Source organism: Waltera sp., from assembly GCF_046969025.1.
In the GTDB taxonomy this organism is placed as follows: domain Bacteria; phylum Bacillota; class Clostridia; order Lachnospirales; family Lachnospiraceae; genus Acetatifactor; species Acetatifactor acetigignens.
On record NZ_JBKVQF010000011.1, the window covers coordinates 72,365 to 94,152 of the forward strand.

General features: G+C 42.9%; 19 protein-coding genes. 17 read left to right on the forward strand and 2 right to left on the reverse strand.

Annotated elements, in window-relative coordinates; translation table 11 throughout:
* Positions 1-2 precede the first annotated feature (2 nt).
* From rfbF to ACLTOH_RS08040, 10 genes are all read left to right on the forward strand, one after another.
* A complete protein-coding gene (gene rfbF, locus ACLTOH_RS07995) occupies positions 3-779 on the forward strand; it encodes a glucose-1-phosphate cytidylyltransferase (protein WP_412223868.1) in 777 nt (258 codons plus the stop codon).
* Positions 761-1,723, forward strand: a complete 963-nt coding sequence (locus tag ACLTOH_RS08000; protein ID WP_412223870.1) for a glycosyltransferase family 2 protein — start codon at positions 761-763, stop codon at positions 1,721-1,723. The genes rfbF and ACLTOH_RS08000 overlap by 19 nt, the downstream gene beginning before the upstream one ends.
* A gap of 8 nt (positions 1,724-1,731) precedes the next feature.
* Entirely contained in the window at positions 1,732-2,601 is an 870-nt protein-coding gene (locus tag ACLTOH_RS08005) for a hypothetical protein (protein WP_412223871.1), read from the forward strand.
* Positions 2,602-2,630: 29 nt separating this feature from the next.
* Positions 2,631-3,341, forward strand: a complete 711-nt coding sequence (locus ACLTOH_RS08010) for an NTP transferase domain-containing protein (protein ID WP_412223873.1) — start codon at positions 2,631-2,633, stop codon at positions 3,339-3,341.
* 23 nt (positions 3,342-3,364) lie between these two features.
* The gene (locus ACLTOH_RS08015; protein WP_412223876.1) at positions 3,365-4,627 is read left to right on the forward strand and encodes a radical SAM protein; all 1,263 of its coding nucleotides are present in this window, start codon (positions 3,365-3,367) and stop codon (positions 4,625-4,627) included.
* A 2-nt stretch (positions 4,628-4,629) separates the two neighbouring features.
* On the forward strand, positions 4,630-5,436 hold the full coding sequence (locus ACLTOH_RS08020) for a radical SAM protein (RefSeq protein ID WP_412223879.1): 807 nt from the start codon (positions 4,630-4,632) through the stop codon (positions 5,434-5,436).
* Position 5,437: 1 nt separating this feature from the next.
* The gene (locus ACLTOH_RS08025; RefSeq protein WP_412223881.1) at positions 5,438-6,880 is read left to right on the forward strand and encodes an alkaline phosphatase family protein; all 1,443 of its coding nucleotides are present in this window, start codon (positions 5,438-5,440) and stop codon (positions 6,878-6,880) included.
* Entirely contained in the window at positions 6,880-7,971 is a 1,092-nt protein-coding gene (locus ACLTOH_RS08030) for a polysaccharide pyruvyl transferase family protein (protein WP_412223883.1), read from the forward strand. Before ACLTOH_RS08025 ends, ACLTOH_RS08030 begins: the two co-directional genes overlap by 1 nt.
* Complete coding sequence (locus tag ACLTOH_RS08035; RefSeq protein ID WP_412223885.1) at positions 7,968-9,359, forward strand: glycosyltransferase family 2 protein; 1,392 nt, start codon at positions 7,968-7,970, stop codon at positions 9,357-9,359. The genes ACLTOH_RS08030 and ACLTOH_RS08035 overlap by 4 nt, the downstream gene beginning before the upstream one ends.
* A gap of 434 nt (positions 9,360-9,793) precedes the next feature.
* Complete coding sequence (locus ACLTOH_RS08040; protein WP_412223886.1) at positions 9,794-10,531, forward strand: hypothetical protein; 738 nt, start codon at positions 9,794-9,796, stop codon at positions 10,529-10,531.
* 160 nt (positions 10,532-10,691) lie between these two features.
* Here the strand turns inward: ACLTOH_RS08040 and ACLTOH_RS08045 are convergent, their stop codons facing one another.
* Positions 10,692-11,273 carry a hypothetical protein gene (locus tag ACLTOH_RS08045; protein ID WP_412223888.1) on the reverse strand — a complete coding sequence of 194 codons (582 nt, stop codon included), beginning with the start codon at positions 11,271-11,273 and terminating at the stop codon, positions 10,692-10,694.
* A 196-nt stretch (positions 11,274-11,469) separates the two neighbouring features.
* Here ACLTOH_RS08045 and glnA point away from each other — a divergent pair, with 196 nt between their 5' ends.
* The 5 genes from glnA (at position 11,470) to ACLTOH_RS08070 (ending at position 16,960) form a co-directional block, all read left to right on the forward strand.
* Positions 11,470-12,804 (forward strand): type I glutamate--ammonia ligase, encoded by a 1,335-nt coding sequence (gene glnA, locus ACLTOH_RS08050; protein ID WP_412223890.1) that lies wholly within the window; start codon positions 11,470-11,472, stop codon positions 12,802-12,804.
* A 174-nt stretch (positions 12,805-12,978) separates the two neighbouring features.
* Positions 12,979-13,527 carry an ANTAR domain-containing response regulator gene (locus ACLTOH_RS08055; RefSeq protein WP_227064140.1) on the forward strand — a complete coding sequence of 183 codons (549 nt, stop codon included), beginning with the start codon at positions 12,979-12,981 and terminating at the stop codon, positions 13,525-13,527.
* 84 nt (positions 13,528-13,611) lie between these two features.
* Positions 13,612-14,499, forward strand: a complete 888-nt coding sequence (gene dapF / locus ACLTOH_RS08060) for a diaminopimelate epimerase (protein WP_118537393.1) — start codon at positions 13,612-13,614, stop codon at positions 14,497-14,499.
* Between the two features lie 86 nt (positions 14,500-14,585).
* The gene (locus ACLTOH_RS08065; RefSeq protein WP_337631589.1) at positions 14,586-15,806 is read left to right on the forward strand and encodes an LL-diaminopimelate aminotransferase; all 1,221 of its coding nucleotides are present in this window, start codon (positions 14,586-14,588) and stop codon (positions 15,804-15,806) included.
* A gap of 38 nt (positions 15,807-15,844) precedes the next feature.
* A complete protein-coding gene (locus tag ACLTOH_RS08070) occupies positions 15,845-16,960 on the forward strand; it encodes a DUF6056 family protein (protein WP_412223891.1) in 1,116 nt (371 codons plus the stop codon).
* A 76-nt stretch (positions 16,961-17,036) separates the two neighbouring features.
* On the opposite strand, the gene ACLTOH_RS08075 is transcribed toward ACLTOH_RS08070, so the two are convergent.
* Positions 17,037-17,879: a helix-turn-helix domain-containing protein gene (locus ACLTOH_RS08075; RefSeq protein WP_118502231.1), complete on the reverse strand. Its 843-nt coding sequence runs from the start codon at positions 17,877-17,879 to the stop codon at positions 17,037-17,039.
* 309 nt (positions 17,880-18,188) lie between these two features.
* On the opposite strand from ACLTOH_RS08075, the gene gnpA reads away from it, so the two are divergent.
* Both gnpA and ACLTOH_RS08085 read left to right on the forward strand, forming a co-directional pair.
* On the forward strand, positions 18,189-20,348 hold the full coding sequence (gene gnpA / locus ACLTOH_RS08080; protein WP_412223893.1) for a 1,3-beta-galactosyl-N-acetylhexosamine phosphorylase: 2,160 nt from the start codon (positions 18,189-18,191) through the stop codon (positions 20,346-20,348).
* A 70-nt stretch (positions 20,349-20,418) separates the two neighbouring features.
* The gene (locus ACLTOH_RS08085) at positions 20,419-21,774 is read left to right on the forward strand and encodes an ABC transporter substrate-binding protein (RefSeq protein ID WP_118668979.1); all 1,356 of its coding nucleotides are present in this window, start codon (positions 20,419-20,421) and stop codon (positions 21,772-21,774) included.
* The last annotated feature ends 14 nt before the right edge of the window (positions 21,775-21,788 follow it).

The window sequence follows — 21,788 nt, forward strand, 5'->3', positions numbered from 1 at the left end:
GAATGAAAGTAGTAATATTGGCAGGAGGCTTTGGAACACGTATCAGTGAGGAAAGTCATTTGCGACCTAAGCCTATGATTGAAATAGGAGACGCACCGATTTTATGGCATATCATGAAAATCTATTCTTACTATGGTTTTAATGATTTTATAATTTGTTGTGGCTATAAGGGAGACATCATAAAAGAATATTTTGCGAATTACTACCTTCACAGGTCAGATATTACCTTTGATTTTTCCAATAATAATGAAATGATTGTGCATAATAACATAGCGGAACCGTGGCGCGTTACAGTAGTGGATACAGGATTGCGTACACAGACAGGCGGCAGAATTAAGCGTATTCAGAAATATATAGGTGATGAGACTTTCCTGTGTACTTATGGTGATGGCGTATCGGATATTGATATTACAAAACTTGTGGAATTTCATAAGCAGCATGGAAGACAGGCAACTATTACGGCAGTTCAGCCCGGCAATAAATTCGGCGTACTTGATATAGGAGATCATGAGATTATCCGGAAGTTTACAGAAAAGGGAAAAGAAGAAGGCGGATGGATCAATGCCGGATTTATGGTATTAGAACCGGCAATCTTTGATTTAATAGACGATGATGCAACTATTTTGGAGAGAGTACCTTTTGAACAGCTTGCGGAAAATGAAGAACTGGTTGCTTATAAGTATGATGGATTTTGGCAATGCATGGATACACAGAGAGATAAATTTTATTTGGAACGACTTATAGAGGAGGGAAAAGCTCCATGGATCAAATGGACGTAAAAGTAAGTGTTATAATGCTTACGCATAACCGCGAAGAATTGGTAACACATGCTATAGAGTCTGTTCTGGCACAGACAATGCGTGAATTTGAGTTTATCATAGTGGATAATGGTTCCCGGGACAGAAGTGGAATGATTGCGGATCAGTATGCAGAGAAAGACGATAGAATACGGGTATTGCATATTCGGGAGAGTACGATTGGGGCGGGGCGAAACGCCGGACTCAATATTGCAAGGGGAGAATATATTACCTTTTTGGATGATGACGACAGTCTGGACGATGATGCACTTGATTTTTTATATCGTCTGTCAACGGATGAGGACGCGGACATATCTATCTGCGGTTCTACGAAGAAAGTGAATGGGGTAGAAATTCCTAATTGTGTATTCAATGAAAAGCTGGTTATGACACCGGAGGAAGGGATAGTTACTCTGCTGAAACGTAAGAAATATAGCGCGGGAATGCCGGCTAAGTTATTTAAAAGAAATTTGTTTGATGAGATTCGGTTTGCAACAAACAGGAGATTTGAAGATATTCATACTACCTATAAATATTTTGCGGAAGCAAAAAAAGTTGTTGCGTATGGGATACCAAAGTATCGTATTTTAAGGCATGATGGAAATAATTCCGGTTTTACTACAAATGATAAGCTGCTGACACCGGAGCAATTGGATGAGTACTTTGAGGCTTTTAGGGAGCGTACAGTTTATTTGACAGAAAAACTCCCCACAATAGCTGATTATGCACAGTATAGTGAATGGTCGTATATGATTTCCATGTGTAATAAGATTGAGAAAAATCACTTGGATAATTGCAGGAAGCAGCTGGAGTTTGTGAAGAAGGAACTGACGGAACATTATGAAGAATTTTATGAATCTCCTTATATTGAAGAATTTGAACGCGAGTTTATGAGAAAATATATTGTAGAAAAATACAAAGGCTAGAGGACGATATGAAACACATTATTTTTGGCGGGTTTGATTATGCAGTTTTATATGAGATGGATCAAAATGCAATACTAGATGGTATAGACTATTTTGTGGATGTGGATAAATCATTAATCGGACAAAAATATTTGGGGAAACCGATTAGAGATATTGCTGTATTAAAAGAAGAAGATCCTGAAAATATGATTATTTTAATTGGGTCGATTGTTTATAAGACGGAATTAGAACTAATCCTAAAAGATATGGGATTTAAAGAAAATAAAAATTATATGTGGGCAATTGCTTTTAACGGCGATGGAGAATGTCGGAGACTGTGGAAACATATAGAGTGGTCAGATAAGAAAAATAATAAAGATAATTTGAAAGCTGTAGAAGATGGAGAATATTCCAGAGCCAGACTAAAGGTTGCTGCTAGCATGATTGAATGGGACAAAATAGATACGTTAATTGATTTAGGCGCAGCAAATGAACGTCTACAGGAATATATTCCGGAGGGAATAGAATATATACCTGTAGATTATTTGCCATATACCGAAAACACCAGAGTGATGGATTTTAACAAATATGAATTCCCACAAAAACAGGGGATATGTTCTAGAGAGAGAGTATGTATTGTGGCAATAGGCATTCTTGGATATTGTGCTGACTGGAAATGGTTTTTACGAATGATGGTGGAAAATGCAAAATATGTGATTCTGGGTTTTGATGATTTTGCTAGGATTTCAAGAGAATACAGAAGATTGCATTGGACAAGATACAATGCTTTGTTTGATCACGAAATTATTAAATATATGCAGAGCTTGGGTGCAATACTTGCCGATTCCACTGACTTCCGATTGAAAACAACTATTTACAAGTTCGAAAGTAATTATTAAATTGAACAAATTATGGAGGCAAGAAGGGTATGCAAGCAATTGTTTTAGCAGCAGGTATGGGGAAAAGATTGCATTCTAATGAAAATAAATGCTTAACCAGAATCAACGGTTTGACATTATGGGAGAGAATGGTGCTTGCATTTAGAAAAGCTCAAATTGAAAAAATTATTGTAGTAACGGGATACCGGGCTAAAGGGTTGGAGAAATATATAATGGCGCATTCTGAAGGCTTAGAAATCCATTTTATAGAAAATAGTGAATATGAGACAACCAACAATATTTGGTCATTGTATTTGGCCGGTGAATATTTTGATGAGGATACGATTCTTTTGGAGTCGGATTTGATTTTTGAATATAACGTTGTTGAAGAAATATGTAAATCTAAATTCCCTAATATAGCATTATTGGCTGAGATGGAATCGTGGATGAATGGAACAAGGATGAAATTATATGGCAATGATATCATAGAGGTGGTATCTTCAAAAGATATATTTAATACATCTGATGCTTTATACAAAACAGTCAATATTTATAAATTTTCAAATGCTTTTTTAAAAGATGTGTATCTACCTGAGATAGAGAAATATATTTCATTATACGGGAAGCAGGAATATTACGAAATGGCTTTAGGCAATGTAATAAAATCGCAATGCGGATTGATCAAAGGAATGGTTATTAGGTCACAATGGTATGAGATTGACACAATAGAAGATTTGGAAGAAGCAAAAAAACGTTTTTAATAGTATGTAAGGAGAAAAGGAAGATGATATACAAATATCCATATCCGGAAAAATTTGAAGAATTTGAAAAGATAGATTTTAAAAAATATAGTGGAAATCTGGTTGTATGGGGAGCGGGAAGAATTGGAGGAATGGCGGCGCATTGTCTAAAACAGCAAAAAGTAGAAATATGCGCTTTTTGTGATGTGGCAGAAGATAAATGGGGAAAAGAGTTTTGTGGTCATACGATTATATGCCCTTCTGATTTAAAAGAAAAATATCCCAATGCCGCGGTTTTAATTTCGACTGTGTTTCATACAGTTATTTCAGAAGACTTAAAGAAAATGGGGTATAATAAAATCTTTGATTGTTCTTCTTTATTTATGGAAATAGATTTTACAAATTATGATTTCTGGATGGAACCGGATTATGCTATTCGCAATGTGGAGCAATATCTTGGAGCAATATATGAACAGACATTAAAAACCAATAAGATTGATCAAATTTTTTTAAATATCACAACAAAATGTTCATTGTGTTGCAGGGATTGTTCTATGTTTATACCCTATGTAACATCACCATGCAATTATGACGCAAATGTGATCATGAATGATTTCTTTAACGTATTAGACTGCCTGGGGCATATTAGAATTGTAAATTTCTATGGAGGAGAGCCTTTATTGCATCCTCATTTGGCAGAAATGATTGAAAAATTAAAGGATGATAACAGAATTGACAGAATCAGCATAATTACAAATGCAACAATAATGTTAAACGAAAAACTACTTTCTGTATTGGAAAATGAAAAAAGAACATGGGTAAGAATTTCAGATTATGGAGCTCTGTCAAGCAAATCAGAAGATATAAAAAAAGTATTGGAAGATCGAAAAATCAAATACGAAATTGCTAATTATACATATTGGGATGCTCCTAGTCAAATAGGCTTTACCGCAGAAGACGAGGAAACACTGAAAAGAAAATTTGAAGAGTGTACAGCTTGTAATGTTATATTCCTGTTAAACAGAAAACTGTATTTGTGCAGTACGGGTAGTGCGGTAAATAACATTGGAGCATTTCCGCTTTCTGAATCTAACTATGTAGATATGGAAAAATATAATGAAGAAAAGGAAACTTTATATAAAAAGATAAAAGAGTATATTGATAGACCAAAGAAAAAAGAATATTTAGATGCTTGTAGGTATTGTTCTGGTGGACATTGTATTCAATTTGAGAACAAGCGTCCGGTTGCAGTGCAGACTAGCAAAAGGCTAGAATTTGATAAAGTTTCGAAATGCGAGGAAAAATAAATATGTATGAAGAACAGCGAGTGGAAATGGTGAATTTGACACCAACAATGAGGTGCAATTTGAAATGCAAACTGTGCGGTGTTTTGGTGCCGCATTATTCGTATTGCCCTCAAATGTCTAGGGATGAATTAGCAGATTCGCTGAAGGCTGTATTTGAAATTATTGACTATATAAAGAAGCTTCAGATTACAGGAGGAGAACCGTTTATGTATCCATACCTGTGTGAAGCGATGGAAGAATGCTTTAAATATAGCGATAAATTTGACAAACTTTGGATACTCACAAATGGCACAATTCCTATTAAAAAAGAAATATTAGAATTTATTAAAACTCATAAAGATAAAATATATGTACACATTAGTGATTATGGCGTAAAGCAAGATGTTACTAATAAAATTATAGAGCAGTTGAAACAAATAGGGTGTGATTATAGATACTTAAAATATTATGGAAGTCAACAATACTATGATGGATGGGTGGATCAAGGCGATTTTACGGAACATGCACGCAGCAAAGAAGAGTTAAAACAAATATTTCAGAAATGTCCGCATGTATGTAGAGGAGGCTCTTGGTATGTGCGAAATGGAGAAATGCATTGGTGCGGCAGATCTATACGCGGAAAAGAGCTTGGTAAGGTTGCGTTAGATAAAAAAGAATATTTGAATATTTTTGAAGGGACTGTTGAAGAACGAAGAAAGCGTTTTAAGGAATTACAAAGTCTTGCATATATAACTGCCTGTGATTATTGCAATGGTAATTATGGAACTACGCAGAATGAAAAACGTTATCCGGCGGGGGAGCAGATGTAAAATGTTAAAGATGTTGATTATAGGAGCTGATTCAGTTACACCAGATATTATTTTTGAAAAAAAGGAATTGTTTCCTAATTTAATGCAATTGATGAACCAAGGAGTGTATTCGGCATATTCAGCCTTTGTGCAAAAGGGATTCCATGGGTCGTATTCATCAGAGCAGAATTGGGCTTCATTATATACCGGTTTAACTCCAAAGCAGCATAATATAAATACAAATTATTCCAGAGGAGAGAATAGGAGACCTCAAATGAGAGATTTTGATGATTTATCTCCATTCTGGGAAGTATTAAATGATAATGGATATTCTGTGGGATTATGGGCGGCGGATAGTTGTGTAAATCCTGTTCCGATTAAAGGATATGTCATATCTACGAGATATCAGATGCTGAATACGCCGGTTGATGATAGAAAGTCTCCGAGATCCATAGAAATATGTGAGAAGGACAAAAAAATAGCTTCTGAAGTTTTAGAAGGAGATCCCATATATAGATTATATCCTAAAACATTAATTCAGCAGGGATTTTGCTATAAAGATCTTCAAGATGATCCTGAGCTTGCGGAAAGGGCAATCCTGAAGTATCACTTTCAAGATTCTATTAACAATTTCAAAGAAGAATTGGAATACTGGTTTGGAGCAATGGAAAGAACACAGGAAAGGTATCCGGTGGATGCAATGTTTTTCTACACTCCGACAACAGATTTGATTGCTCATTGCAGTACATATTGCGATGACAGCCCTACATTGTTAGAGGCTTATCAACTGTTGGATAAATACATAGGAGAGTTGATTGACAAACTACAGCCGGAGATTACAATTTTTGTGTCGGATCATGGACAGCAAAATTTTAAAAATATAGTCAATTGTACAAACCGGAAAATACAGAGGGAAGCATTCTCTGCCAGAGATGAGGTTTTATGGTTAAAGAATGGATACATTGCCTTTGAAGCACATAATGGTGCATTACTCTTTACCGCCCATGCATTGAGGGGAACATTTATTGCGTCGGGATTGGGAATAAAGAAAAATACATATATAGACGAAATGAGAACGGTTGACTTTTATCCAACATTATTAGAAATGATGAAGATAAAGGTTCCGGATCCCCGTGAAGGTTATGTATTGGATATATTTAATAGACAGGTTGTAAATAAAGACTTGTTGTTGGATGAAAAGAAAATAGAAAAAAAGAAGATTGCGTTTATTCAATGCCAGCAACCGAGCGTTACAGATATTATTTTAAACGAACTATATATTGAGAAGCGCTTTTCTTGCATTACAGTAGTAGGAGAAGAAAAGTATCGTGAAATCTACTTGAATAATCCGAGAGTTACAGGATTTGTATCATATGAGGAATTCAAGTCTGATAATTATGACGAAGTGTATTGTGGAATTTATAATCAGACTACGGAAGAAATGAAATATATGAGGATAAAATAATGCAACAAAAGCATTTTTTGCTTTATGGTCATGGGGGATCTTACAACCATGGCGGAGAAGCTATTACACGGTGTACTATTGATTTATTGAGGAAACAAGTGCCGGATTGTTTTATAACATTGTCAACACATTTTCCGGAGCAGGACAGGGAGTTTGGACTAATTCCGGATGAAATAATTACCAGGAATTGTTCGACACGTGATAATGCGTTGATGTATCGGGATACATTAGAGAGAATCACATCAGACACAACCGTAATACAGGTAGGCGGAGACAACTATTGTTATACTAACTGGCAGCGGTATGCACAGATTCACCAAAAAGCTAAAGAGTGTGGCGGGAAAAGTATTTTATGGGGATGCTCCATAGATGCCAATGCAATAGATGATGAGATGCTTGGAATATTACAGGCGCATGATTTAGTTTTGGCAAGAGAGTGCCTGACGTATCGTACACTTGTGAAAGCAGGGCTTACTAATGTTATCAAAGTAAGTGACATTGCTTTTGGGCTGGAACCGCAAAAAGTAGAATTCCCATTCAATCATTATATAGTATTGAATCTAAGTCCGTTGGTGTGTCGTAAAAATGCAGAAGTATTGGATGCATACAGAAATCTGATAACTTTGATCATGGATCAGACAGATTATTCTGTTGTACTCTTACCTCATGTAGTAATGCCGGTGGATAATGATAAGGATGTTTTGGATGAACTTGGATTTCATGACAATACAAGGGTAGTCAGGGTCTCTGATAAATTATCTGCCGGGCAATACAAATATATCATATCGAGAGCGGATCTATGTGTGGCGGCGCGAACGCATGTGACGATTGCGGCATATTCTTCCTGCGTTCCTACATTGGCTATTGGCTATTCGACGAAAGCAAGTGGAATTGCCATGGATTTGGGTTTTTTAGAGTATGTAATACCTATAGAAAACGAAAATCTAACGGAGCAAATATGTGAAAGCTTTAAAAAATTGCAACGGGAACAGCAGGTGTTGAGAAATAGATTGAATACTGAGATGCAGCAATATAAGGAGCAGGCAGTGCCGGATTCGGTAATTGCTTTTTTAAGAGGAGAGCAGGAATGATTTATGTTCGTACCTGTGCATATAATGCAGAAAAAACAATAAGAAGAGCGATGGATAGTGTCTTGAATCAGACATACAGAGATATTACATATTATGTATTGGATAATGGATCGACTGACAGGACAGGAGAGATTGTCAAGGAATATGCGTTGAATGATAGTAGGGTAGTACCTTTTTATAACAAAGTAAATAGAGATTTGACAGAGAATCCTCAATTTTGGTTAGTGTCTCATGAATTGAAAGAGGAAGATTATTTCTGTATATTGGATGCAGATGATGAATATGATCTTACTTTTCTGGAGGAAATGATTTCATTTGTTGAAAGATATCATCTGGACATTGCAGCTTGTGGGACTCGTTTTATTAATGCTGCAAATAATATAAAAATAGAAGATCGAAAGCTTACGGGAAATAGAGTTCTGACAGACAAAGAGGATTATAATCAATATTTTTCGGAGATACATTGGAATCTTAGGCAGGTATGGGGGAAGGTGTATTCAGCAAAAGCTGCAAAAGCACGATATGAAACTTACTTACCGGATTGGTTTCCTAAGGCATATGGTGGAGATACTGTGAATGTATATGAATGTGTTAAAGCATCGCAGGCAATTGGCGTATATGCGAAGGTGCTTCATTCCTATTATGTGTCTTCTAAGTCGGTTTCTTATCAATGGATTGAGGGCAGAGAAGATGCCGATGAGATTTTGTTCCAAAAGTCGGTAGAACTGTTGATGGAAAAGTGTGGAGAAGTTTCACAGAATAATATAGCTTTTTTGTGCGCGGTATATTATCATGCGGTGATGGATACTTTGGCGGTGCTGTTTTCAGCAGAATTGACGGTGAAGTGTAAGTGTGCATTACTTAAAAAAATTATGGAAAAGCCGTTGACAGGTACAATGATGGGTTGTGTGGAAGAAAAAGCCCATAGGGCATTTGCGGAAAGAGTTGTTTTGGGTATCTTACAGATGTGCAATACAGAGTGTGAAGAGACCGATCTGACAGCCTGTTATTCAATGCTTGCTGCATTTACGGAATGGTTTTCGAAATTAATTGCACAAAAGGATTTCCGATTATACGTAACCGAGTGCTCTAAGGTCGTGGGAGATATTGCGTTGGGGGATTATGAGGCAGCAGTGAATGAAATCATATGTTTCTTGAATGTTCCCAATGTCATGACTAGAACCGAAGAAAAATGGTTGGAGCTCGGTCTGAATATAGCGGCAATCAGTAATCAGGAAGAAAAATATATTGTATTTTCTAAGAAGATGATTTGCTGGAAATGGGAAAATGAGCATCAGACGGAAGCTTGGCAGGAGCTTCAGGAATGGTTGGAAATGTTGCCGGAGGACAGCGAATTACGCAATATGGAACGTGCATTTAGAAAATAATCGCTGTTTTGTTGTAAATGGGCGGAAAGTGTTATTTGTATGATATTATTAAAATAAAAAAGAAACGAGTAACCTTTTCCAGCCCAAAGACCTTACTCAGTAGCGAAACTCATTTCTTAGATTATAATAAGTTATGAAAAAGGAAATGTCAAAGATTTTTTACAGCATACTGCCTAAATTCGCATAGTGCAGATTTTGCTATTTTGCTGCATTGACAATGATAGTTTTGTTTGTTATCCTTTGCCTATAAGCAGATATTTCTATTTCGAAATTTCTATATCGGCGGAAACCGATGTCTATGACTTCAGAGGAATCCCTGCTTAGATACCCAATGACAATAATAAAGCAGGGGAAAGCACACGAGGAATTACAATGTGTGATGTTGTTTCGTGAAGGCTGTTTTTCTCCTGTGAAAGTGTGGAAGGAGAATACAGATGGCGAAACGTTATGAAGAACTGACGATTGAAGATGATTTGATGTTCGGGAAGCCGATCCGTCTGGATGTGTACACGAAGGATCAAAAGCGTATATACGATGCGGAGATGCAGAAACGGAATCACCATTCGCTTGAGAAGCTGGAACTGCCGAAACGAAGCAGATTTTACCAGTCCACCATGGATACGGATCATCTGAGCAGGGGGAGATCTTACCGGGAGCTGCCGGAGGGAAAGGTGTTGTTTATCTGTACGTTTGATCCCTTTGGGTTAGGATATGGCAAGTATTCGTTCCAGAATCTGTGTGTGGAAGATCGGGAATTATGCTTAGAGGATGGGACAGAGAAGATTTTTTATAACTGCGTGAGTGATGCAAAGGATATACCGGAAAACTTAAGAGAGTTATATGAGTATATCAGAACAGGCAAGGTCGGAAGAGATCTGACCCGGAGGATAGATGAGGCCGTAGCCAGAGCCAGGAAGAATGAAGTGTGGAGGTCGGAATACGTGAAAGAATTATTACATGATGATGACGTTAGAGAAGAAGGAAGGGCCGAAGGAAGAGCCGAGGGCAGAGCTGAAGGTATAGCCGAGGGAGAAGCGCATGGAGAGGTAAAGGGAACCATCAGGATTTGTAAGGATTTTGGCTTGACCTTTGAAGAGACAGTAAATCGAATCCGAGAGATGTTTCAATTACCGGAGAATGAGGCACAGAGAGATATGAAGCTGTATTGGTAGTAGTTGTAAAACTGACCGGAATCTTTGTATGGGTGAATAGTTTCCCTTGCATCTTGCTTTTAAATAGTATAAAATAGACCCAGTGTTGCAAACAGAATATTACAATATGACGCACAAAGGGGTGCATGCCGGGAGGCATGCGCCCTTTTTTCGTAAGATTTTATGCTGCGGGATTGATATCAGCTGTTGGCATTTTGGCAGGCGTGCCGGTTTCTTCCGGAGATGCCGTCGGTGCAGAGGAAGCCTCCGGTGTGGCCGTAGGTTTTGCTTTTTCCAGGGATGCCTTGATGGCTTCCAGCAATATCAGGGAAGTATATCTGCTCTCTGAGGAATACGTTACCCGGCTTAAGTCCTGGGTCTCACAGATCTGTTCACTAAGGGAATCCATAGTAGGCTGCAGGAGTGGATACATGGTAGTCAGAGTCTCATCGGAATCTGCCAGACTTAAGGAAGTAATGGCATGGTCGTTTACAATGACTTCCACATTGACAGTCTCGCTGCCCAGGATCAGTTCAGTGGTATAGATTCCGGGGATATATGTATTAGCGGCATCGGCAGATACGGTTTCCGCTGAGACATCGGCGACAGCGCCCGAGGAGACATCTTCCGGTATATCCGGCTCCTTTTCCGGCAACAGCAGCATGAGCAATAATATCAGGAACAACACTCCCAATGCGGCGAAGATTCCGGTATAGAGCAGTTCTTTTCTGCGAAGTACAACAATCTTTGTATTTGCACTCATTCTTAAGTCTCCTTGGAATGATGGGATGATCTTTATAAATAGTATGCGGAGGCCGGTACTCATAGTACAGCAAATAAGGAGAACTTCACATTGACAAGACAAAACAGGCATTGCTATAGTTAAGACAAGTATTTTTCACGGATGCGTCCGCCCCGTGGAAAAGGAGCAGACAGGCGGCGCAGAAACGAGGGTAACGATGAATAATTATACCAAGGAAGACGTCATCCGTCTTGTGGAAGAAGAGGATGTGGAATTTATCCGTCTGCAGTTCACGGATCTGTTCGGCAATCTGAAAAATATTGCGGTGACAGCCAGCCAGCTGGACCGCGTATTGAGCAATAAATGTATGTTTGACGGTTCGGCTATTGACGGTTTTGCACGGATTGAAGAATCCGACATGTATCTGTATCCGGATCTGTCGACACTGGAGATTTTCCCCTGGAGACCCCAGCAGGGCAAAGTGGCCCGTATGATCTGCGATGTATATCGTCCCAACGGACAGCCTTTCGAGGGAGATCCTCGTTATGTGTTAAAGCGTGCGGTGCAGCAGGCAGAGGACATGGGATATACTTTTGAGGTAGGCCCCGAGTGTGAATTTTTCTTATTTAATACGGACGAAAATACCATGCCTACCACCAACACCCATGAGCAGGCAGGGTATTTCGACATCGGTCCCCTGGATTTCGGCGAAAATGCCCGTCGTGACATTGTCATGAATCTGGAGGATATGGGATTTGTCATCGAGGCTTCCCATCACGAGATGGCTCCGGCCCAGCATGAGATTGATTTCAGATACGATGAGGCATTACATACCGCAGACAACATCATGACCTTCAAGATGGCCGTACGCACCATTGCGAGACGTCATGGATTGCACGCTACTTTTATGCCGAAGCCCAAGTTCGGTGTCAACGGTTCCGGCATGCACATCAATATGTCCTTGCAGAAGGATGGAAAAAACATTTTCCAGGATGCTTCCGATCCCAATGGTCTGAGCGAAGAGGCTTACTATTTCATCGGCGGTATCATGAGACATATCAAAGGAATGGCAGCCATTACGAATCCGCTGGTGAATTCCTACAAGCGTCTGGTACCCGGTTTCGAGGCACCGGTCTACATTGCATGGAGCACGACGAACCGCAGCCCCTTAATCCGTATTCCGGCTGCTGCAGACGGAGAGGGCACCCGTATCGAGCTGCGTAGTCCCGATTCTGCTGCTAACCCTTATCTGACACTGGCAGTCTGCCTGAGTGCAGGATTAGAGGGCATCCGGGAGAAAATAGAGCCGCCTCAGAGCATCAATGCCAATATTTTTGCCCTGTCAGAAAAAGAGCGTGAGGAATTGCATATCGATCAGCTGCCCGGCACACTTCTGGAGGCAGTGGAGGAACTGGAGAAGGATACTTTCATTCAGAAAGTGCTTGGAGATCATATTGCCGGAAAATACATCGATGCCAAGCGGAAAGAGTGGCATGAGTACCGTTCTCAGGTATCCGAGTGGGAGATTCAGGAGTATCTGTACAAGTATTAAAATATTCCTTTCTTTTGTAATAATGGAGTGACTATTCTTCGTAAAGTGACTCGAATGGAGTCACCGCCACGTACATGAGCAAAACTAGCTGCATAGAAGCGTGTGGTTTTGCGAATGCGAGGGGTGGAATAGTTACAAGATGAATCAACAAGACAGAAGAAAGGAGGTGGGCCGATGACGAACATTATTGTCGTACTGCCGAAGCTGGAGGAAGCCAAAGGCGTCAAGAATATTCTGGTGCGCAGTGGCTTTCAGGTCACGGGTATCTGTACCACAGGCACTCAGGCTATCAGTCAGGCGGACGGTCTGAACGACGGTATTGTGATCTGCAGCTACAAGCTGGCGGACATGATATACACAGAACTACATGAAGATCTGCCGGAAGGTTTCGAGATGCTGCTGATGGCATCCCAGAATCTGATCAGTGAATGCTATGGCAATGGCATCGTATGTCTTTCCATGCCGTTAAAGGTACAGGACCTGATCAATACCGTGAACCTGATGGTGGAAGGTGTGGAACGCCGCAGAAGAAAACGCCGTATGCAGCCGAAAGTACGGAATGCAGCGGATGAAAAAGCAATCAAGGATGCCAAGGAATTACTGATGGCACGAAATCATATGACGGAAGAAGAAGCCCACCGCTACCTTCAGAAGACCAGTATGGACAGTGGTACCAATCTGGTGGAGACGGCACAGATGGTATTGTCCATGATGATGGAGTAAGCAGGACGGCCCGGAAATGATTACAGGGATCCGGGCGTTACAGACAGGATATGTGAAAGAGAACAACAGGAGGAACAGCAATCCATGAAATTTACAAAAATGCAGGGCTGCGGCAACGATTATGTATATGTCAACGGCTTTACGGAGAAGCTTTCACCGGAAGAGAAGCCGGAGATCGTAAGAAGCTTAAGTGACAGACATTTCGGAATCGGCGGCGACGGTGTGATCTTCATCAATCCGGCGGAAGAAGCGGATTTTGAGATGGAAATGTACAATGCGGACGGCAGCCGTTCGGAGATGTGCGGCAACGGCATCCGCTGCGTGGCAAAATATGTCTACGACAAAGGACTGACGGACAAGAAGGACATTACCATCGTCAGCGCCGGAAAAATAAAATATCTGAAACTCACCGTGGAGGGAAAGACCGCCACGGACAGAGGACAGGTGACGCTGGTACAGGTGAACATGGGAAATCCCATCCTTGCTCCGGCAGAGGTGCCGGTAACAGTGGAAGCCACACAGGAGACGGCAGACGGACCGGCGGTAGTGAATGCTCCCATCATGGTAGACGACACGGAATACCACATGACATGTGTATCCATGGGCAATCCCCATGCCATCGTATTTATGGAAGGGGTAAAGGATCTTGACATTGAGAAGATCGGCCCGAAGTTTGAGCATCATACCTGTTTTCCTAACCGGACCAATACCGAATTCGTAGAGATTCTGGATCGGAAAAATGTGTTTATGCGCGTCTGGGAGAGAGGCACCGGGGAGACCCTTGCCTGTGGTACCGGATGTTGCGCTACGGCGGTGGCTTGTGTACTAAATGGTTTGACGGACGAGGAAATAACTGTTAAACTATTAGGCGGTGAACTGCACATCAAATGGGACCGCAAGGAGAATCTGGTCTACATGACCGGTCCTGCGAAGATCGTATTTGAAGGTGAAGTGGACCCGTACTCCATCTGATAGCACGTAGTGCGGAAAAATTGCTTATTTACGACAGCAAGGTGACAGCAATACTGCACCAGGGATAATAGAGAGGAGAACGTACTATGTTTAAAGTAAACGACAACTATTTAAAACTTCCCGGAAGCTATTTATTTTCCACCATCGGCAAAAAGGTAAGTGCGTATTCCGCAGCACACCCGGACAAGAAGATCATCCGTCTGGGCATCGGTGACGTGACACAGCCTTTGGCGCCTGCTATCATTGATGCGCTGCACGGTGCAGTGGATGAGATGGGAAAAGCGGAGACTTTTCATGGTTACGCTCCCGACCTTGGTTATGAATTCCTGCGCAATGCCATTGCAGAGAATGATTATAAGGCAAGAGGCTGTGACATTGCACCGGACGAGATCTTTGTATCGGACGGAGCAAAATGTGACTGTGGCAATATTCAGGAGATCTTCAGTCTGGACAACAAGATTGCAGTATGTGACCCCGTTTACCCCGTATACGTAGATTCTAATGTTATGGCGGGCAGAACCGGCACTTACGATCCGAAGTCCGAGACCTGGAGTGATGTGATCTATATGCCCTGTCTGGCAGAGAACGGTTTTGCACCGGAGCTGCCGAAGGAGACCCCGGATCTGATCTATCTGTGCTTCCCCAATAATCCTACCGGTGCTGCCATTACCAAGGCGCAGCTGCAGGAGTGGGTGGACTATGCCAATAAGGTAGGCGCTGTCATTCTCTATGATGCGGCATACGAAGCATATATTTCCGAACCGGATGTGCCTCACAGTATCTATGAATGTGAAGGAGCCAGAACCTGTGCCATCGAGTTCCGTTCCTTCTCCAAGAATGCCGGCTTTACCGGAGTGCGTCTGGGCTTTACCGTGATCCCCAAGGATTTAAAGAGCAGGGATGTGAGCCTCCATGCACTGTGGGCAAGAAGACACGGCACCAAATACAATGGAGCACCCTATATCGTACAGCGCGCCGGTGAGGCAGTATACTCTGCAGCAGGCAAGGCACAGCTGAAGGAGCAGGTTGCTTATTACATGAACAACGCACAGTATATCCTGAAGGGCTTGCAGGAAGCGGGCTTCACGGTATCCGGCGGTGTGAACGCTCCCTATATCTGGCTGAAAGCGCCTAACGGCATGACCAGCTGGGAGTTCTTCGATTACCTTCTGGAGAATGTCAACGTGGTGGGTACGCCCGGATCCGGTTTCGGACCCAGCGGAGAGCATTATTTCCGTCTGACGGCTTTCGGAAGCTATGAGAATACCGTGGAGGCAGTGGATCGTCTGAAGAAGATTCAGTTATAGGCAGCCGTTCTTTGCCATAAGAGGAATGGAGCAGATATATGCAGGAAAAGCAGAAAAAAGCAATCCGGTGGATCAGCCCGGTACTGATCGCATTGACAGCACTGATCGTGTGGCGCGTCAACTATGAGATCGAATTTATGATGGATGATGAGTGGTATTCGACGGTATTGTATGCGGATACACCGATCCGGAATCTCAGTGACATTATCCGTGCGCAGATCTGGCATTATTTCAACTGGGGCGGCAGAAGCATGGCGCATGCACTGCTGCAGCTGATCCTGCTGGCCGGAGAACACTGGGCGGATATCCTGAATACAGGAATGACACTGCTGTTGGGATGGCTGGCCTGCATGATAGCAGACAGACGTAAGCTCCCGTACTGGTTTGCAGCGTTGGGGATGATCCTGGGGCTGAATGCCAACTGGAAAATGAGTATGTTCTGGGAAGCCGGAGCAGCGAATTATCTGTATATGGCGGGTTTTCTGCTGGCATTTTTGTTCTGTTATCTGAAATATGAGGAAAAAAATCTTCCCGGCATCGTCATCTGGATCCTTCCACTGGGATTGATCGCAGGCTGGAGCAATGAGAATATGGGGCCTGCGGTATGGCTCCTGAGTCTTCTGGTGATCCTGTTAAGACACAGAGAGCACAAAAAAGCTCCGGTGTGGATGTATCTGGGAAACATCAGCTGCCTGGCGGGAACCATTTTGATGATCGCTGCACCGGGCAATTTTGTCCGCAGCGGGGAGACGGGGGAAGAAGCCTACAGCCTGCTGTGGAGAATGTATCTGCGTTGCTACGCAGAAGCGAAGGGAATTATGGAGTATCTGTTCCCTGCCCTGCTGCTTACGGTATTTGCACTGATCGTCTGCAAAGGCATTCTGAAAGAAAACCTGGGCAGAAATACAGTGCTGCTATTGCTGGGGGCACTGTTGTCCTGGGGTGCCATGATCCTGTCCCCACACTATCCGGATCGGGCGGCTTTCGGAACGATGGTTTTGTTGATTTGTGCGATTTTATCCATGACGGGAAAAATCGCAGACAGGCAGAAAGAAAATGTCTGGATGTTCTATGGCTGTGCCGTGCTGGTATGGCTGCGGGGCATGTATTTTCTGGTGGAATACCTGGGATTATGCTGGGGATGGATCAAATAAGTGAATAAATGTCCATTATAAAAGACCTCACAGTCTGCAGATGCGCCGGTAGTGAGGTCTTTTATGAGTGTACACATTATTTTCTGGCATACCGGCTCCGGTACTGGCGCGGTGTCATGCCGGTCTTTTTACGGAAGATCTGCGAGAAATAAGACTGCGAAGAAAAGCCGACGCTGGTGGCTACCTGAGCTACCGACAGATTGGAGGATACCAGAAGCTCCTTGCAGGCTTCCAGCCTCCGGTCTGTCAGGTAATTGATCGGAGACTGCCCGACACATTCGGTAAAGGAATGTGCCAGATAGAATTTGTTGATATGTGTGATCTCCGCCAGGGAATCCAGTGTAATGTTCTGGGAATAGTTGGAATCGATATAACGCTTCGCCAGAGCACATTCCTTGGACAACTGGAAGGAGGAGTCAGAGATGACGGACAGGTTCTGCTTCCGGGAAATATATACCAGGAGCACCTGAAGCAGTCCGTGACATACCTGTTCAAAGCCGGGAAGCTTGTCGCGGAATTCCTGCATCATCAGCTGGGCAAAGTTGATGAACTGTTTTTTATCAGAGCCGTAGCTGTAGAAGCTGTAGCCCTTCGGGTTGTCTTGCCCCGCACCGGAAAACGAAAATGCAAGTCCGTCCACACCGAATACGATATATTCCATGGGATCGTTGGGAAGCGTTTTCTCCGTGTGCTCTACATAAGGATTGATGATGACCAGATCGTCCGTCTTCACAGGCACCTTTTCATTCTCTATATAGAAGGCTCCCTCACCCCGCAGGACATAGAACAGTTCTGAAAAGTGATGTGTATGCGGAAGGGACTGCCAGTCACCTTCGTATTTGGAGATGGAGATGTAACGCAGCTGAAAATGTTCCGGAGAACTGTTTGCGGAGCCGATATTGATAAATTCATTACTCATAACCAGATACCTTCTTTATCTTATTTTTATTGTGTACTATTTTCCAATCTATCGTATTTTTTATATTAAATATATAAAAAGAACAACATTTCACAAAAACATTCGTAATAAAGACGAAAAAATAAAAATATGTATGATCATGATAAGCATATTATACATAATCATTTCAAAAAATCCACTATTTTAGTAACAAAATAGCAATAAACATAACAAAACAAGCAACAAAGAAATTGATATCAGGTCAGGAAGCCGATATACTTTAGTCATCAGCTGCAAGATAGTACAAAAGTGATGGGAGGAAACCATGCGATGACAGGAAGACTGACGCTGCCGACCGATGCAGACATCATTGACGAAACGATACGCTTAAAAAATCTTCTGGGTGCAGACGCTTTAAGAGACTGTGACGGAACCGAAATGCCGGAAGCACTTTTGTCAGAGCCGGTGAAGAAATATGCAACTTATTATACCACGCGAAAGGATAATGCGTGGGCAATGAAGCATCCGGAGGAGATCCAGCAGGAATACCTGATCAGCAACCGCATCACCGCCAGAGGGGAAACACTCCGCATCCGACTGATGGAAGGCTTCCATACGGAGCAGCTTAAGGTCAATACGCTGGACGATCCGAAGCGTTGGTGGGAAGTGATCGACAGAACGACCGGTGAAGTGGTGCCGACGGATGCATGGGAATTTGATGAGGCATCCGGTGAAGTGGAGATCCGTACGATCCCCTATCATGAGTATACGGTAAGCTTTCTGGCATTTTTGATCTGGGATCCGGTACACATGTACAATTTCATCACGAATGACTGGAAGGATACACCGCATCAGCTCACTTACGATGTGAGACAGCCCAAGACCAAACAGTATGTCAAAGACAAGCTGAGAAAATGGTGTGAAGACAATCCTCATATCGATGTGGTCCGCTTCACTACCTTTTTCCATCAGTTTACACTGACCTTCGATGACAAGAAGCGGGAAAAATTTGTAGAGTGGTTTGGATACAGCGCAAGTGTGAGCCCCTATATCCTGGAACAGTTTGAAAAATGGGCAGGTTACAAATTCCGCCCGGAGTACATTGTGGATCAGGGATATCACAACAGCATGTTCCGCGTTCCCAGCAAACAGTTCCTGGATTTCATAGAGTTCCAGCAGATCGAGGTATGTGCGCTGGCGAAGGAGCTGGTAGACATTGTACATTCTTATGGCAAGGAAGCTATGATGTTCCTCGGAGATCATTGGATCGGAACAGAGCCCTACGGTAAATATTTCGCAGGCATCGGACTGGATGCAGTGGTAGGCTCTGTCGGAAGCGGTGTGACACTCCGCATGATCTCTGATATCAAGGGAGTGGATTATACCGAAGGACGGCTGTTACCTTACTTTTTCCCGGATGTGTTCTGCGAGGGTGGTGACCCGATCGGAGAGGCAAGGGATAACTGGAGAAAAGCAAGGCGTGCATTACTCAGGTCTCCCCTGGACAGGATTGGATATGGCGGCTATCTGAAGCTGGCAAGTAATTGGCCCGGTTTCATTGATGAAATACAAAATGTAGTAACGCAGTTTCGGGAGATCCATGAAAATATGCAGGGGACAGCTTCCTATGTGGCACCTTTCAAGGTGGCGATCCTGAACTGCTGGGGCAGTCAGAGAAGGTGGATGTCCAATCAGGTACATCATGCGATCTGGCACAGGGAAACTTATTCCGCAGAGGGAGTACTGGAATGCTTAAGCGGAATGCCTTTTGAGGTCGAGTTCATTTCCTTTGATGATGTCAGGAATGGCATCCCTGAGGAAATCAAGGTCATCATTAATGTCGGGGATGCGTACACAGCATTCAGCGGCGCGGAGAACTGGATCGACGAAAAGGTCCTGACCAATATCAGACGCTTTGTGGATCAGGGAGGTGGCTTCATCGGTGTGGGTGAGCCTACCGCTTATCAGTATCAGGGAAGATATTTCCAATTGTCCGATGTGCTCGGTGTAGACCGCGAGATGTGCTTCTCTCTCAGTACGGACAAATATAATGAGAAAAATGACGATCACTTTATCTTAGAGGATATTGACGGAAGCTTAGATTTCGGCGAGGGCACCAGCCGCGTCTATGCACAGGGCGGACATTATCAGATCCTTGCGATGGATGGGGAATACAGCCAGCTGGTGGTCAATGAATATGGCAGAGGACACAGCGTATATTTTGCAGGTCTTCCGTATTCTCCCCAGAACTGCAGACTTCTGCTTCGGGCAATCTATTATGCAGCCGGCATGGAGCAGGAGATGAAACGTTACTATGTAACGAATGTGGATACCGAAGTAACGGTATTCCAGAAGACCGGCAAGATCGCAGTGATCAACAACTCGGCACAGGCACAGCACACAGAGCTGTATATCAAAGGAAAATGTGCATATGTGTTGGATCTGAAACCCGGCGAAATGCGTTGGGTGGACGATATGGAAGACAGGTAACTTATGGAAGGCAAAAGGCGTTTCATATTTTATAAGGTAGTACTTTACAAGTATAAGGAGGTTATTTAAGATGAAAAAGAAAGTATTAAGCGTGCTCTTAGTAGCGGCAATGGCTATGTCCATGCTGACCGGATGTGGCAGCAAGCCTGCCGGCAATGATGTGCAGAGCGCAGCACCCAGCGAGACATCCAAGGAAACAGAGGCAGCAGCAGAAACGACTGTTTCCGCAGAAGACGAGACACTGACCGTATGGTGCTGGGATCCTAACTTCAATGTCTATGCAATGAAGCAGGCAGAGAAGGCATATCAGGTGGATCATCCCAACTTCAAGTTAGACATTCAGGAGAAGGTATATAGCGATATCGAGACTGCTCTGATCACAGCGGCTGAAGCAGGTGATTACAGCACTTTACCTGATATCTTCCTGATGCAGGATTATTCCTTCCACAAAAATGCAACCAATTATCCCGGAATCTTCACAGCACTGGATGACTGCGGAATTGATTTCTCCCAGTTTTCCATGGGTAAGCTGGCTGACTCCACTGTAGATGGAACACATTATGGTATTCCTTTTGATAATGGTGCTACCATCATGGCGATCCGTTCCGATATGGTAGAAGCAGCAGGCCTTAAGGTAGAAGATTTCAAGGATACCACATGGTCTGAGTTCATGGAGCTGTCCAAGAAGGTAATGGCTGCGAATGATGTTCCCATGCTGACCTGCTCCGGCGGTTCTGAGATTGTGATCGAGATGTTACAGTCTGCAGGCGCTTCTCCCATGGTGGATGGAAAGGTGACACTGGTTGACAACGCAGCACTGAAGAAAGCAATCGAGACCTATAAGCAGCTGATCGATGAAGGAATCATGGCAGATTATACCGACTGGGATCAGTATATCGCTTCCATGAACAAGGGTACTGCTGCAGGCGTTATCCAGGGCTGCTGGATCATGTCCTCCATTCAGGCAGCAGAGGATCAGGCAGGTAAATGGGCAATCGTGAATATGCCTAAGTTAGATGATGTAGAAGGCGCAACCAACTACGCTAACTGCGGTGGTGCAAGCTGGGCAGTATCTTCTAACTGCAAAAATACCGATCTGGCATTTGATTTCCTGAACGCTACCTTTGGTGCGGATGTAGATTTATACGATGATCTGCTGGTAAATGCAGGAGCGATCGCAAGTTACCTGCCCGCAGCACAGTCTGAGACCTATAATGAGGGCAATGAGTTCTACGGCGGTCAGGCAGTGTACAAGGATATCGTAGAGTTCGCCGGACATGTTCCCGGAATTGACTACGGTGCATACTACTCTGACATCAGAAGCGCACTGACAGATGCAATCACCAACGTTGTCCAGAAGAACGCTGATATCGATACAGAGATCAAAAACGCTCAGGATACCGTAGAGTTTAATATCGCTGAATAATCACCAGAGTATGG